The 12495-nt window shown below is 63.1% G+C and carries 12 protein-coding genes; 6 read left to right on the forward strand and 6 right to left on the reverse strand.

Annotation, left to right across the window (positions count from 1 at the left end):
• Position 1 precedes the first annotated feature (1 nt).
• Together EGN72_RS09925 and EGN72_RS09930 are read right to left on the reverse strand one after the other, a co-directional pair.
• Positions 2 to 1057 (reverse strand): saccharopine dehydrogenase, encoded by a 1056-nt coding sequence (locus tag EGN72_RS09925; RefSeq protein WP_127047086.1) that lies wholly within the window; start codon positions 1055 to 1057, stop codon positions 2 to 4.
• A gap of 13 nt (positions 1058 to 1070) precedes the next feature.
• Complete coding sequence (locus tag EGN72_RS09930) at positions 1071 to 1316, reverse strand: WGR domain-containing protein (RefSeq protein ID WP_127047089.1); 246 nt, start codon at positions 1314 to 1316, stop codon at positions 1071 to 1073.
• Positions 1317 to 1418: 102 nt separating this feature from the next.
• Here EGN72_RS09930 and EGN72_RS09935 point away from each other — a divergent pair, with 102 nt between their 5' ends.
• Genes EGN72_RS09935 through EGN72_RS09945 form a run of 3 tightly spaced genes read left to right on the forward strand, consistent with a single transcriptional unit; the run spans position 1419 to position 5874 of the window.
• Positions 1419 to 2366: a hypothetical protein gene (locus EGN72_RS09935; protein ID WP_233587112.1), complete on the forward strand. Its 948-nt coding sequence runs from the start codon at positions 1419 to 1421 to the stop codon at positions 2364 to 2366.
• 50 nt (positions 2367 to 2416) lie between these two features.
• Positions 2417 to 5056: a hypothetical protein gene (locus EGN72_RS09940; protein ID WP_127047093.1), complete on the forward strand. Its 2640-nt coding sequence runs from the start codon at positions 2417 to 2419 to the stop codon at positions 5054 to 5056.
• The gene (locus EGN72_RS09945) at positions 5041 to 5874 is read left to right on the forward strand and encodes a glycosyltransferase (protein ID WP_127047425.1); all 834 of its coding nucleotides are present in this window, start codon (positions 5041 to 5043) and stop codon (positions 5872 to 5874) included. The genes EGN72_RS09940 and EGN72_RS09945 overlap by 16 nt, the downstream gene beginning before the upstream one ends.
• On the opposite strand, the gene EGN72_RS09950 is transcribed toward EGN72_RS09945, so the two are convergent.
• Positions 5871 to 7100 carry a glycosyltransferase gene (locus tag EGN72_RS09950; protein ID WP_127047095.1) on the reverse strand — a complete coding sequence of 410 codons (1230 nt, stop codon included), beginning with the start codon at positions 7098 to 7100 and terminating at the stop codon, positions 5871 to 5873. The genes EGN72_RS09945 and EGN72_RS09950 overlap by 4 nt on opposite strands.
• A complete protein-coding gene (locus EGN72_RS19170) occupies positions 7097 to 7324 on the reverse strand; it encodes a hypothetical protein (RefSeq protein WP_158623169.1) in 228 nt (75 codons plus the stop codon). The genes EGN72_RS09950 and EGN72_RS19170 overlap by 4 nt, the downstream gene beginning before the upstream one ends.
• Before the next feature lie 69 nt (positions 7325 to 7393).
• Between EGN72_RS19170 and EGN72_RS09955 the strand changes: the two genes are divergently transcribed.
• Positions 7394 to 7603: a hypothetical protein gene (locus EGN72_RS09955; RefSeq protein ID WP_127047097.1), complete on the forward strand. Its 210-nt coding sequence runs from the start codon at positions 7394 to 7396 to the stop codon at positions 7601 to 7603.
• Positions 7604 to 8063: 460 nt separating this feature from the next.
• Positions 8064 to 8780 (forward strand): sugar transferase, encoded by a 717-nt coding sequence (locus EGN72_RS09960; RefSeq protein ID WP_127047099.1) that lies wholly within the window; start codon positions 8064 to 8066, stop codon positions 8778 to 8780.
• A gap of 102 nt (positions 8781 to 8882) precedes the next feature.
• Here the strand turns inward: EGN72_RS09960 and EGN72_RS09965 are convergent, their stop codons facing one another.
• Positions 8883 to 10286: a Wzz/FepE/Etk N-terminal domain-containing protein gene (locus tag EGN72_RS09965; protein WP_127047101.1), complete on the reverse strand. Its 1404-nt coding sequence runs from the start codon at positions 10284 to 10286 to the stop codon at positions 8883 to 8885.
• 14 nt (positions 10287 to 10300) lie between these two features.
• Positions 10301 to 11236 (reverse strand): CpsD/CapB family tyrosine-protein kinase, encoded by a 936-nt coding sequence (locus tag EGN72_RS09970; RefSeq protein WP_127047103.1) that lies wholly within the window; start codon positions 11234 to 11236, stop codon positions 10301 to 10303.
• Positions 11237 to 11524: 288 nt separating this feature from the next.
• Here EGN72_RS09970 and EGN72_RS09975 point away from each other — a divergent pair, with 288 nt between their 5' ends.
• Positions 11525 to 12493: a glycosyltransferase family 2 protein gene (locus tag EGN72_RS09975; RefSeq protein WP_370323238.1), complete on the forward strand. Its 969-nt coding sequence runs from the start codon at positions 11525 to 11527 to the stop codon at positions 12491 to 12493.
• Positions 12494 to 12495 lie beyond the last annotated feature (2 nt).

The raw sequence follows: 12495 nt of genomic DNA on the forward strand, positions 1-12495 counted from the left end.
CTTACACCCGCGCGATATGTTGATCGAACAGCGCCTTGGCCCGGCCCCAGACGCCGGCTTTCAGATCATGCAGTGTCAGCAGCGAGGGCAGCAACAGTCCCGCAAAATCCTCGCTGCTTTCCACGGGTAGCAGGGATGGCAGGTTATCAATCGCCGTCACGTCCAGCACCGGGTTATCGGCTACACGCAGGGCAGGCGCATCCCAATCGGTCGCGCGGTCATAGACCTTGATGGGCGAAAACTCTGACGTTGGATCGCAGGCGATATCGCCAATCACTGTCAAGGCGCGGGGGGCGGTTTTTGCATCGGCGGGCACGAACACCGGGCAGCCGGGTTGCGCCAGAATACAGTTGAGGAACAGCTCATGCGCCAGCACCTCGGGGAAGGGGCCGCCATGCGCGGTTTCGGCCATATCCCATTTGGTCACGGCCACGCCCATCGCTTCGCACAGGTCCGAGGCCCCGCTGCCCACGCGCCCTTTTGCGCCGATCACGATCGCGCGGGGGCGGTTGGGGCCAGTTGCGGCAAGCTCTGCGCCCAGATCATCCAATAGCGCCTGCTTGCCGCGGTATTTCGCCACTGGCCCCGCGATGGCCCCGCGTTGCTGCGCGGCCCAGCATTTCAGCGCAACCGCCGCCCCGGCATACCCCGCCCAATAACCAAAGGCGGCCACGCGGCGCCCCGTCTCATCGACCAGATATTCAATATCATACAGCGTGCCCCCACCGGCCTTGAAGCGCTGTAACAGCACTTGCCCCGCCGGTTGGCCCTTGTAGGCATGGCCGAACAGGATGTGGCGATGCGGCAGCGGCGTGCCATCCTCGGGCAGTTCCTTCAGGCCAAAGATGATCGCATCGCGGGGGGCATCGGGCCAGGAATTTTCGGCCGCGATTTCGCAGCCCGTGGCGCGGTAGCCGTCCATCGGGATGGCGCGGACGTGGCTTTCCTCGACCGTCACGCGAAACCCTGCGGCCATCAGGGCGGTCACGCCTTTTGGGGTGATGCCTGTGCGTTCCTCATTGGCGCGCTGTTCGGCGCGCACCCAGATATGTGTCATCCGGCCTGTCCTTTTAATCCTGTATCAAGCGGTCATAGCCGCGCCGCATCGCGCGCTTTTGAAAGCGTTCGGCGGCAAGGCAAGCCTCGCGCAGATTGGCGAACCATGTGATATGGCGTTGTCCCGCCCCGGCACCGGGCCGCCCGCGCAGGCCCCATTCCCGCAGCACGGAATATTCCCCAAACAGGTTATAGGCGACATCCACGCGGTAATAGCGTGCATCGCCCTTGCGATTGCGCAGCAAATGGAAACCGATCATTTCTACCCCCCCGGGTTGGTTTCTGATCCCAGAGATACCAGATTGAACGGCAAGCAACAGAGAAAATTAGCCTTGCGGGGAAATGGGATGCAACGAAGGGGGATGATTTTGGCGGGCTTGGCGGCCATCGCGGCTGCCGGGGTTTATGGCGCGTGGCGGGCCATGCAGGCGCGACCGCTGGACATGGCCGCGTTTCAGGCGCGCTATGCGGCCGCGCTGGCCAAGCCTGATGCTGCGTTGACTGTCTATCATCTGGGACACAGCCTTGTGGGCCGCGATATGCCAGTGATGCTGGACCAACTGGCCCATGCCGCAGGCTTTGCCGCCCATGCCCACGCCAGCCAGCTTGGTTGGGGTGCCAGCCTTGACCAGCACCGCAAAGGCCCCGATGCCACCCCCGGCTTTGCCGAGGAAAACGCCCATGCCAACCACCGCCCCGCAGCAGAGGCGCTGGCCTCTGGTGCCTTTGATGCTGTGGTGCTGACCGAAATGGTCGAAATCCGCGATGCCATCAAATACCACCAAAGCGCCGAAGCCTTGGCCCATTGGGCCGCCGCCGCGCGGGCCGGAAACCCCGATGTGCGGGTTTATCTTTATGAAACATGGCACCGACTGGATGATCCCGAAGGCTGGCTGACCCGGATTGACGCCGATCTGCCTCGGGCATGGCAAGATGTGCTGATGCGGGGGGCCATGGCGCGGCCCGATGTCGGCACGATTTACCTGATCCCCGGCGGGCAGGTTCTGGCCGCCGCCGTGCGCGCGATGGAGGCCGGGCAAATCCCCGGCCTGACCCAGCGCGAAGCGTTGTTTTCGCGCGATGCAGCCGGGGCGGTGGACCCCATTCACCTGAACGATCTTGGGGCCTATCTGATTGCGCTGACCCATTTCGCCACGCTGTATCAGCAATCGCCCGAAGGCTTGCCGCATCAATTGCGCCGCGCAGATGGGCAGATGGCCCAAGCCTTGCCCGAACCAGCGGTTTTACCATTGCAAAGGCTGGTCTGGAGCGTGGTCCAAGGCTATGCTTTGACCGGGATCGCGCGCTGATTTCGCGCCGTGCCCGGTTCGTGTTGTGATTGTTGAGGGAAAGCCTGCCCATGTCCTTTCTGGCCCTGTTGACAGATATTTTATATGTCGGCCACAGCCTTGTCGGCCCCTCCTTGCCCCCGTTGGTCGAGGCTGGGCTGGCCCGGCAAGGGCAGGAGGTCGCTGTATCCGCACAGGTCATCAATGGCGCGCCGTTGAAATATGCGTGGGATAACAGCGCCGAGGGCGAGCGCGGCGATGCGCGGGCAATCTTGCCCAAGGGGGAAACCACAACCCTTATCCTGACCGAAGCGATCCCGCTGGCCAATCAGATCGAATGGAACGACAGCGCGGGCTATGTGGCGAAATTCGCAGGGCTCGCATGGGAGTCGCGGCCCGATACGCAGGTCTATATCTATGAGACATGGCACAGCACCAAAAGCGGGCCGGGGGTTGAAATCCCGGATGATGCGGGCAGCGGCGTGCCATGGCGCGAACGGCTGACCGCCGATCTGCCGAAATGGGAGGCGCTGACAGCCAAAGCCAATGCGATGCGCCCCGATGGCGCGCCTTTGGTCCGGCTGATCCCGGCAGGGCAGGCCATGGGCCGCCTTGCCGATGCGATTGCCGCCGGTGAGGTGCCGGGCATCACCAGCCGTGACGCCTTGTTTGATGAAGATATCCACCCCAGCGATCAGGCGCTGACGTTCCTGGCCTTGGTGCATATGGCCGCGATCAGTGGCAAGGATGTGCAGGGGCTTCCCGCCAAACTCTCGCGCCACTGGCTTAGCCGTGGGGGGGTGATCACGGATGCGCAGGCGGCGGCGTTTCAGAAAATCGCTTGGGACACTGTCAGCGCGTATCGCGCCACCGATACCGCCCGGATCACAGACTTGGCCGCCGCCGCGCGCGTAGCGGATGTTGCGGTCGCGGCGCCTGTGGCCCCGCCGGAGCAACTGGAAACCACGATTGACGTTTCCTCCATTGCGGCCCCAGTGCCAGAGACGGCGACCGAAGCCGCCGAAAGCCCGGCAGCCGCGCCAGCCCCTGTGGCCGCGCCCGCGATCCCTGCCGCGGATCTGCCGCGCGCCATTACCAACCCGCGCTTGGCGCTGGGGCTTGCGGGGGTGCATGACTGGTCGGTGCAGCAACCTTTCCTCGATGTGATGAAAACCGCGCGCCCTTGGGTCGGGCATTTGCCGGACCAATGGGGCGGCATGGAATATGAGGATTTGCGCAGCGGCGGTTATCTGAACCCGCAAGGCTGGCCCGTCAGACTGCCCCCCGAGGTGACGGGGATTTCCACCCTGATCCTGACGGATTTGCCGGAAACGGCGGCCAAGGTTTCGGGCCGCTATGTGCTGCGCTATGCCGGACAAGGCGCGCTTTCGGTTGAAGGCCGCGCGACGGTGGTGGAGGCAGCACCCGGCCGCGTGGTGTTTGACTATACGCCCGGCCCCGGTGCCGTGACCCTGACCATCAAGGCGATTGACCCGACGAACCCGATCCACGCGATTTCGGTGGTGCGCGAAGATCATCTGGCGGCCTTTGATGCAGGCGCGCTGTTCAACCCCGATTGGCTGGGCCGTATTCGCGGCGTGCGGGGGGTGCGGTTCATGGATTGGATGGCCACCAATAACGCCACGCTGTCAAAGCTGGCTGACAGGCCCAAGCCGGATGATTTTTCCTATGGCATCGCAGGCGTGCCGATTGAAATCATGATCGCGCTTGCCAATGAAATGCGTGCCGATGCGTGGTTCACCCTGCCGCATCTGGCCGAGGATGCGCTGGTGCGTGCCTATGCCGAAGCGGTGCGCGATGCGCTGGCACCGGGCTTGCAGGTGCAGGTGGAATATTCCAACGAGGTCTGGAACTGGCAATTCGGTCAGGCCGCCTGGGCCGATGAACAATGCCGCGCGCGCTGGAACGCCACCGATTGCTGGGTGCAATTCTATGCACTGCGCGCCGCCGAAGTGGCCGATATCTGGGCCGAGGTGTTTGGTGCAGCAGGCCGCGACCGTCTGACCCGCGTGATCGCCACCCAAACCGGCTGGATCGGGTTGGAGGATCAGATCCTGAACGCGCCGCTGGTGGTGGCCGAAGGGCGCAAACCCCCGCATGAAAGCTTTGATGCCTATGCGGTGACGGGGTATTTCGCCGCCGGGTTGGGCAGCGATGAAAAGGCGGGAATTGTGCGCAACTGGTTGGCCGACAGCCGCAAATTCGCCCAAGCACAGGCCGATCAGCAAGGGTTGGAGGGCGAGGCCCGGACGGCCTATCTGGCCGCCCACCGCTTTGATCTGGCCACCGACCGCGCCGCGACCGAATTGGAGAACGGCTTTGTTACTGGTCAAAGTGCCGACACGCTGGTCAATCTGCTGACCGCTGTGCTGCCCCATCACGCCAAGGTCGCCAAGGCACATGGGCTTGATTTGGTGATGTATGAAGGCGGCACCCATGTCGTCGGCGGTGCGGCTTTGCTGGATGATGACGAGGTGACAGCCTTTTTCCACCACCTCAATTACTCCCCCCAGATGGGAGAGTTGTATGACCGCTTGCTGGAAGGTTGGGCCGCGCTGACGCCTGCGCCGTTCAACGCTTTTGTCGATGTCTATGCGCCGAACAAATGGGGCAGTTGGGGCGGCTTGCGCGACTTGGGTGATGATAACCCGCGTTGGCAGGCCCTTGCCCATGGGTGCCGCGCTTGCTGAGTGTGATTATCCCGGCCAGCAATGAGGCGGGCTATATCGGGGCCTGCTTGTCGGCGTTGTTTGCATCCGCAGGGGTTCCGGGCGGGGCAGAAGCGATTGTCGTCGCCAATGGCTGCCGCGACGATACCGCAGCACAGGCGCGCGCGCATCTGGCCATGGCCGAAGCAGCGGGTTGGCGCTTTACGGTGATAGAGCGGGCAGAGGGCGGCAAGCCCGGCGCGCTGAATGCTGGTGACGCCGTGGCGCGCGGGGATATGCGGGCCTATCTGGATGCCGATGTGATCGTCAGCCCCGATCTGATGGCGCAGCTTGCGCTGGCCCTGTCGATTGACGCGCCGCGCTATGCCACGGGTCGGGCCGAAATTCCGCGCGCCCGTTCGGCAGTCACGCGCGCCTATGCCCGGTTCTGGCAAACCCTGCCTTTCGCGCAAAGTGCGGCCCCCGGTTACGGGCTCTTTGCGGTGAATGGTGCGGGCCGCGCGCGCTGGGGCGCCTTCCCGGACCTGATCTCGGACGATACTTTCGTGCGGCTGCAATTCACCCCGGCAGAGCGTGTCGGCTGCCGCGCCAGCTATATCTGGCCGATGATCGAGGGGTTCGATGCCTTGGTCCGCGTGCGGCGCAGGCAAGATGCCGGCGTCGCCCAGATCGCAGAACTGTTCCCCGGCTTGCTGGCGCGGGAGGCCAAGCAAAAGATGGGCGCTGCGGGCCTTTTGCGTCGCGCGGTGGCGGACCCTGCGGGTTTTGCCGTTTATGCGGCGGTGTCATTGGCGGTAAAGACCAGACGCGGCGGCGGTGCCTGGGTGCGGGGGCGCTAGGTTTCGCCGCGCTCGGGGCTGATCAACCCCGAGAGTTTTGCCGCCTCGACATCAATATCATGCCGTTCCAGCACCCGGTCGCGGGCCGCAGCCCCCATGGTGATCAAGCGCGCCTGCGGGGTGCGGGCAAGCGCTGCTATGGCCTCGGCCAGAACCACGGCATCGCCAGCAGGCACAATCCACCCAGTTTCACCAGACACCACCAGTTCCGGCACCCCGGCAATCGCGGTTGCAATCACCGGGCGGCCTGCGGCCATCGCCTCCATCACCACCATCGGCAAGCCTTCGGCAAAGGACGGCAGGATCAACGCCTGCGCCTGCGCCAATGCGCGCTGCACCCCGGCCTCATCCTGCCAACCGGCCAGCGTGATCATCTGTGACAGGCCGTTGGCGGCAATCGCCGCTTCCAGTTCCTTGCGCAAGGGGCCATCGCCCACCAATGTCAACCGCAGGTCGGGGTGGGTGGCCGCCGCCAGCGAGACCGCATCCACCAACAGCGAAAAGCCCTTTTGCTCGGCCAGACGGCCAATCGCGACCAGATGCGGGCCGCCGCTTGGCGGTGGGGCAGGGGCGGTGAATTTGGCGGGTTCAATCCCGCAATGCACGACATGCAGTTTCGACCAGTCGCGCAGCGCCGCCCAGCGGTAAAGCTGGCTGCGGCCAAAGCTGCTGATCGCCACCACAAAGGCCGCGTGCCGGATCTTTTCGCCCAAGGCCAGCGGTAGCGGGGCATCAAACTCCTCGGGGCCATGCACGGTGAAGCTGTAGCGGGGGCCACCCAGCAGATGCGCCAGCATCGCCACGGCGGCAGAGTTGGTGCCAAAATGCGCGTGTAAATGCTGAACCTGCAAATCGGCACAACGCTGCGCCACAAAAGCCGCTTCCAGCAGATAGACCAGATGGCGCAGCCGCCCGCCGGTGCCGGGGCTGCCGCCTTGGCCCAGTTTGCCGCAGCGCATCGCCGCCGCAATGGCGCGCGCGCTTTGGGCCGGGTGGCGTAGCATCCAGCCCAAGGCCCCGCGCAACAGGGTCATCCCGCCTTGGGCCAGCACATGTTCGGTGCGGTCATCCTCGGCCAGATCGGCAGGGTCGATTAGGCTGGCGCGTTCGGATCGCATGGCAAAGCGATGCACCGTGAACCCGCGCCGTTCCAGCGCCTGCACCTCGCGCCGGATGAAGGTATGCGAGGCCCGGGGATAGGTGTTGACGAGGTAAGCGATTCTCACGGCGGTTCTTTCAGCTTGTGCAGAATCAGGTCTAAAGCCCGGTTGGCCCATATGCAAAGCCCGTTTCCAAAGGGTAAACGATTTGGGCGTGCTGCGGGTTTTGTGCTGCCTTGGGCGAAAACTGGCGCAGGCAGCAGCGCGGTTTTGGCAAGAAAAGACTGACGCCGCAAGCAGGCTGCAATCTTGCCTGACTCTCGCCACATTTCCGGGTCAACTTCGACCATAGTCAGGCAGCAGGGATGCTGTGTATCGCAGGAAATGGAAAGTCGGGGAACCCGGCAGGAGAAACTAAGATGGTCATCGGCGTTTTGCTTTCAGGATTTCTTTCGGGCCTTTTCGGGACAATCCTTGCGTTGACGGCTGGTTTTCCGATCTGGGTTGCAATCCTGCTCTATCCGATGCTTGGCACTTTGGGGGCCGTTGGCTTCATCACCTTCGCCATGACCCGCAGCACAGACCGCGTGCGCGCCGACATACCAGAGTTTGCCACAGAAATGCGCTGATCGCCGCGCGCGCTAATTTCCATTTTGGAAACAATCGACTACTGCGCCCGCTGGCTGGTTTGCTGTGAATTCTGGCGCAGTATTCCCCTGAAATTACCCCACCCTGTCATGGCATAACCCGAATCGGGCCGGCGCGCTGTCGGCTGTATTTTTCATTCAGACGCAACCGAAAGTTGCATATCGCCCTTGGCGCGCCACGAATGTCGTGAACGGGGTCGGATATCAAAGTAAATGGGGCAAAATCATGTCAAATTCGCAGCGTCAGATCTCGCCAATGCATCTAAAAATAAGCTAAAATGGACATTGGGGGGCGTAACTGCCGAGTACGTGTAATGGTCTGCTTGAATTCTCTAGCCTATGGCATCTCGGATGCCGCAGGGCTGGCTGTATCAGCCGGTTTTGCGGGGTTTGCCACCGACACTGATGGTCTGCATCCTTCTTTGTCTACGGGGGGGTAACAATGACAATCAGTTATTCCGACATGATTGCCGGCGGGTCCGGCGCAATTGAGCATCCTGCGCGGCCGGTTGATCTGGCCGCCGCACAAGTTGCTGTTCATCCCGCGCCGCGCGGGGTCTATTGCGCTGTTTTCAAACGCGTGCTGGATGTAACCGCGGTGGTGCTGGCCGCGCCTTTCGTGGTGCCGCTGATCGCAGGGCTGGCCTTTGCGGTGCGGCGCGATGGCGGGGGGGCGTTCTATAGTCAGCAGCGCGTCGGGCTGGATGGGCGGCATTTCCGGATGTGGAAGCTGCGCAGCATGGTCAGCGATGCCGATGACCGGATGGCGGATTACCTTGCCGCGAACCCGCAAGCGCGGGTGGAATGGGAACAGACACAAAAGCTGAAACGCGATCCGCGTATCACGCCGTTCGGTCAGTTCCTGCGCAAGTCGTCGCTGGATGAGTTGCCGCAGCTTTGGAACGTCTTTCGCGGCGAGATGAGCCTTGTTGGCCCGCGCCCGATCATGCTGAACCAACAGGCCCTGTATCCCGGCACCGCCTATTATCGGCTGCGCCCCGGTATCACCGGCTTTTGGCAAACCAGCGGCCGTAATGGCACCACGTTCGAGGCCCGCGCCCAGTATGACGAGGCGTATGAGGCCAATCTGTCGCTTGCGACCGATCTGAAGGTCTTGTCGAGGACGGTGGGCGTGGTGATGAAATGCACCGGCTACTGAGCCTTCGGGCAAAAGACTGGTGAAACGTGAAATGAAAAAACCCCGCGCCAAGTGATTGGCGCGGGGTTTTTCTATGCGTCCTTGGCTGCTGGCGCGGTCCCGTCAGGTCATCGCAGCCGCCGCCGCGACCAGCAACAGCACCAGCGCCCCACCAAAGGCGGTTTGCACCGGGCTGAGGCCCGCCGTGGCCGTAGTGCCTTGCGCGGCCATCCGTTCCGCGAACTCAGGCACGCCGCGCGACAGGTCCGACAGGCGCGGCAGGTCAGGCAGCAAGGTCTGGCGCAGGGATTTGCCGGGGCGCTTGATTTCCGGAATCACGACGATGGGGCGCAAATCCAGTTCGCGTTCCAACTGGCGTTGGGTGCGCAGCACCGGGCGCAGGTGGTCCAGCACAAAGGCCACCATCACCCCAAGCATCAGACTGGCGACCGCGCCGACCATGGCCAGCTTGCGCCGTCCGCCGCTGATCGGGTAGTCCGGTTCCGCCGCGCGCTCCAGCAGGGTAAAGCTTTCGCCTTGCTGGTTGTCTTGCAGTTTAGCGGCGGTTTCTGCCTCGGCGGTGCGGCGGGTCACAACTTCGAACTGGCCCTGCAACTGGGTCAAGGCCCTGTCGAATTCGGCCAAAGTTCGGTCTACCTCGGGTGATTGCGACAGTTGGGATTGAATCTCATCCCGCCGCGCCGTCAACGCCTCACTCTGCGCGGAGAGCGTTTCAATCTCGGCGGCCAAGCTGTCCAACTGGCGGCGATCGGTGGCGCGCAGGGTGGTTTTGCGTTCAATCGCGGCGCGTTCATTGCGGGCGGCGACAAGCGCCTGATCCAGGCTGCGCAACTCGGTTTCCAGCCCGGTCTGTTCGGATCGCAGCAGGTCGCGTTGCGCGGGCAGGGCGCCGCTATGGCTGGCCTGATAGGCGGCTCTTTCGGTTTCCAGCGCCAGAATCGCCGCTTTCAGCCGCGTCTCCTCACCCCGGAAAAAGCTGGCGGCTTCTTGCGTGCGTTCGGTTTGCCCGGCGGAGCCTGCATCCAGAATGCCTTGGGCAAAATCATTGGCGACCCGTGCGGCCTGTGCCCGTGTCGGGGCCTGCGCGCTGATCAACAGGGCAGACACCTCTGCCGGGGCACCGAAACCCGCCGTCGCGGCACTGGCCACCGTTTCAAACCGCAGCGAAATCCGCAGCAAATGCACCTTCTGGTCATCGGTCAGCGGCAAATCGGTATACAGGCCCTGACTCGCAATCACCGCCAGCATATTGTCGCGCGTGGTCAATTGCTGCTGGATGGTCTGCAACCGCTGGGCAGAGCTTTCGCGCGCCACCGTGCTGCCCACTTCGGCATTGGCAACTGTCGGGCTTTGCACCTGAATAACGGCGGTGCTTTCAAACACATCCGGTTTTGAGATCACATAAAGCAGCGTCATCACGATGCCGAACACCGTCACTGCGCCAATCAACAGACGGCGGCGAAACAACAGGCCGATCAGCTCTTCAATGCTTTGAATTTGTCCCATGCCAATATGCCCTGTTACTTGTGACCATACCGATAGCGGCGCAGCCCGCGATCCTGTGCGCGGTTCAGAACGACCCCCATCAAGGGGCAATTGCCCTCAAACAAACGCTCGCAAGCGCGCACCTCTTCGGCGGTGGTTTTGGTGCCATCCACGATCAGCAACACCGCATCCACCTTTGGCAGCAGCGCCAGCACATCATCCGAAACCAGCACCGGCGGCGCGTCGATCACGATCAGATCGGGGTGAAGCTGTGCCACCATCGCGTCCAGCGTGTCGGTGGTAGAAGGTTCGTGCAACACTTCGGCGGCGGCGCTGACGGGGGTGCCGTTCAAGCCCAAGGCCAAGGTGCGCCCGACACGCCGGAAATGGCTTTCCAGCGGTTGCTCGCCATTCAAAAACTCTCGGATCGGGCCAATATCGGTCAGCCCGAACAGATTGGCCAGCGCAGGTTGCCGCAGTTCCAGATCCAGCAAGACCGTGCGGCTGGAGGGGCGGCGCGCAAGGCTAAGCGCCAGATTGGCCGCAACGAAGGATTTACCGCAACCATGCGTGGGAGAGGTAATGGCGATCCGGGTCCAGCCGCGTTCCTGCATCGCGTGCAAAAGCCGGGTGCGCAGAATGTCGAAATGCGCGATCTCGGGCGATTGTTGCGCATTCGCGAACAGACCATTTCCAGCCAGCGTTGCAGCGTTCAGCGCCACCGGGTTCAGTGATTCCCATACCCGGTCGGGGTTGGGCGGTGACAGGTTCAACGCCCCCGACGTTTGCTCTGCCTCGACTGTCGCGGGGGGGTGGGCCGTGCTGTGTGTGTTGCGAAAGACCGAAACTCCGGTTGACCGAGGGCGCTTTACCTCTTCGGCCATTTTGCGGAAACTTTCGTCATCCATCGGCGCTTGCCCCAAATCCGCCGACCAATTGGCCGAGGTCAACAAGATATCGTGGTTGGCCATAGGAAAACAGGCTCCTGCTGCGCCGCACGAATCCAATCGTCGCAGGCGGTTACACACATAGGCACCCGCGTTGCAGCAGGCAAGTTAACAGGCGATCACCGTTTGTTGTGCCCAAATTGGGCCACGCCCGATGGATTCGCCCGGGCCCCCGCCCAGCACATAAGGAATAGCAGAGAAACCTCTGAATTGAAAGAGTTTAGGCCTTGATCAAGGCGACCCGTGCAAAGCCGTGGTCAAAGATTTCTGGCACCCTTATGCTTGGCGCGAAACCTGCCACAGGAAATGCCTATGCCCGCCGCCCCCGCCCCTTTGCAGACCCCCGTGCCCGTAGAGGCGGTGGTGATTGGCCGCAATGAAGGCGCGCGGCTTCGGGCCTGCCTGCTGTCCTTGCAGGATCAGGTGGCGCGGGTGATCTATGTCGACAGTGGCTCCAGCGATGGCAGTGCGGCCTTGGCCGAGGCGATGGGGGCCACCGTCATCGCGCTGGATATGGCGCAGCCCTTTACGGCAGCGCGGGCGCGCAACGCCGGATTGGCGCAGGTGGGGGCCGCGTTTGTGCAATTCGTCGATGGTGATTGTGCGGTGGCCCCGAACTGGGTTGCCACCGCTTTGGCCTTTGCCACAGCGCAGCCCGATGCGGTGGTGATCTGCGGGCGCAGGCGCGAACGCTTTATGCAGGCCTCGGTTTACAACCGTCTGTGTGATGCGGAATGGGATACGCCCATCGGTCCCGCCCGCGCCTGTGGCGGCGATGCCTTGATGCGCGTTGCCGCCTTGCGCGCCGTGGGTGGATATAACGACAGCCTGATCGCGGGAGAGGAGCCGGAACTGTGCTTGCGCCTTTCCCGGCAGGGCGGCAGCGTTCACCGCATTGAGGCCGAAATGACCCTGCATGACGCCGCCATGACCCGCTTTTCCCAATGGTGGAAGCGCAGCAAGCGGGCGGGCCACGCTTTTGCCGAAGGGGCGGCCTTGCACGGCGCGGGGCCAGAGCGGCATTGGGTTGCCGAAACCCGGCGCGCCTTGGTCTGGGGGATTGGCATTCCGGTCGCGGCGTTGCTGTTGGGGCTGTTGCACCCCATCGGCTTTGCCCTGCTTTTGGCCTGGCCCGCGCAAGTGATGCGCCTTGCACCGCGCATGGGCATGGAACGCGCGTTTTTCACGGTGCTGGGAAAACTGCCAGAGGCACAAGGGGTTATCGGCTATTGGTGGGGCCGCTTGCGCCGCAAGCGCGCGGGTTTGATCGAGTATAAATAGCC

The organism is Pseudorhodobacter sp. E13, assembly GCF_003991405.1.
Lineage (GTDB): Bacteria > Pseudomonadota > Alphaproteobacteria > Rhodobacterales > Rhodobacteraceae > Pseudorhodobacter.

Excerpts from the sequence above, each read along its gene's own strand:
- EGN72_RS09940 (WP_127047093.1), top strand. The coding sequence starts at position 2,417 with ATGTCCTTTCTGGCCCTGTTGACAGATATTTTATATGTCGGCCACAGC.
- EGN72_RS09930 (WP_127047089.1), bottom strand. The coding sequence starts at position 1,316 with ATGATCGGTTTCCATTTGCTGCGCAATCGCAAGGGCGATGCACGCTAT.
- EGN72_RS19170 (WP_158623169.1), bottom strand. The coding sequence starts at position 7,324 with ATGGTCGAAGTTGACCCGGAAATGTGGCGAGAGTCAGGCAAGATTGCA.
- EGN72_RS09925 (WP_127047086.1), bottom strand. The coding sequence starts at position 1,057 with ATGACACATATCTGGGTGCGCGCCGAACAGCGCGCCAATGAGGAACGC.
- EGN72_RS09960 (WP_127047099.1), top strand. The coding sequence starts at position 8,064 with ATGACAATCAGTTATTCCGACATGATTGCCGGCGGGTCCGGCGCAATT.
- EGN72_RS09955 (WP_127047097.1), top strand. The coding sequence starts at position 7,394 with ATGGTCATCGGCGTTTTGCTTTCAGGATTTCTTTCGGGCCTTTTCGGG.
- EGN72_RS09975 (WP_370323238.1), top strand. The coding sequence starts at position 11,525 with ATGCCCGCCGCCCCCGCCCCTTTGCAGACCCCCGTGCCCGTAGAGGCG.
- EGN72_RS09970 (WP_127047103.1), bottom strand. The coding sequence starts at position 11,236 with ATGGCCAACCACGATATCTTGTTGACCTCGGCCAATTGGTCGGCGGAT.
- EGN72_RS09935 (WP_233587112.1), top strand. The coding sequence starts at position 1,419 with ATGATTTTGGCGGGCTTGGCGGCCATCGCGGCTGCCGGGGTTTATGGC.
- EGN72_RS09965 (WP_127047101.1), bottom strand. The coding sequence starts at position 10,286 with ATGGGACAAATTCAAAGCATTGAAGAGCTGATCGGCCTGTTGTTTCGC.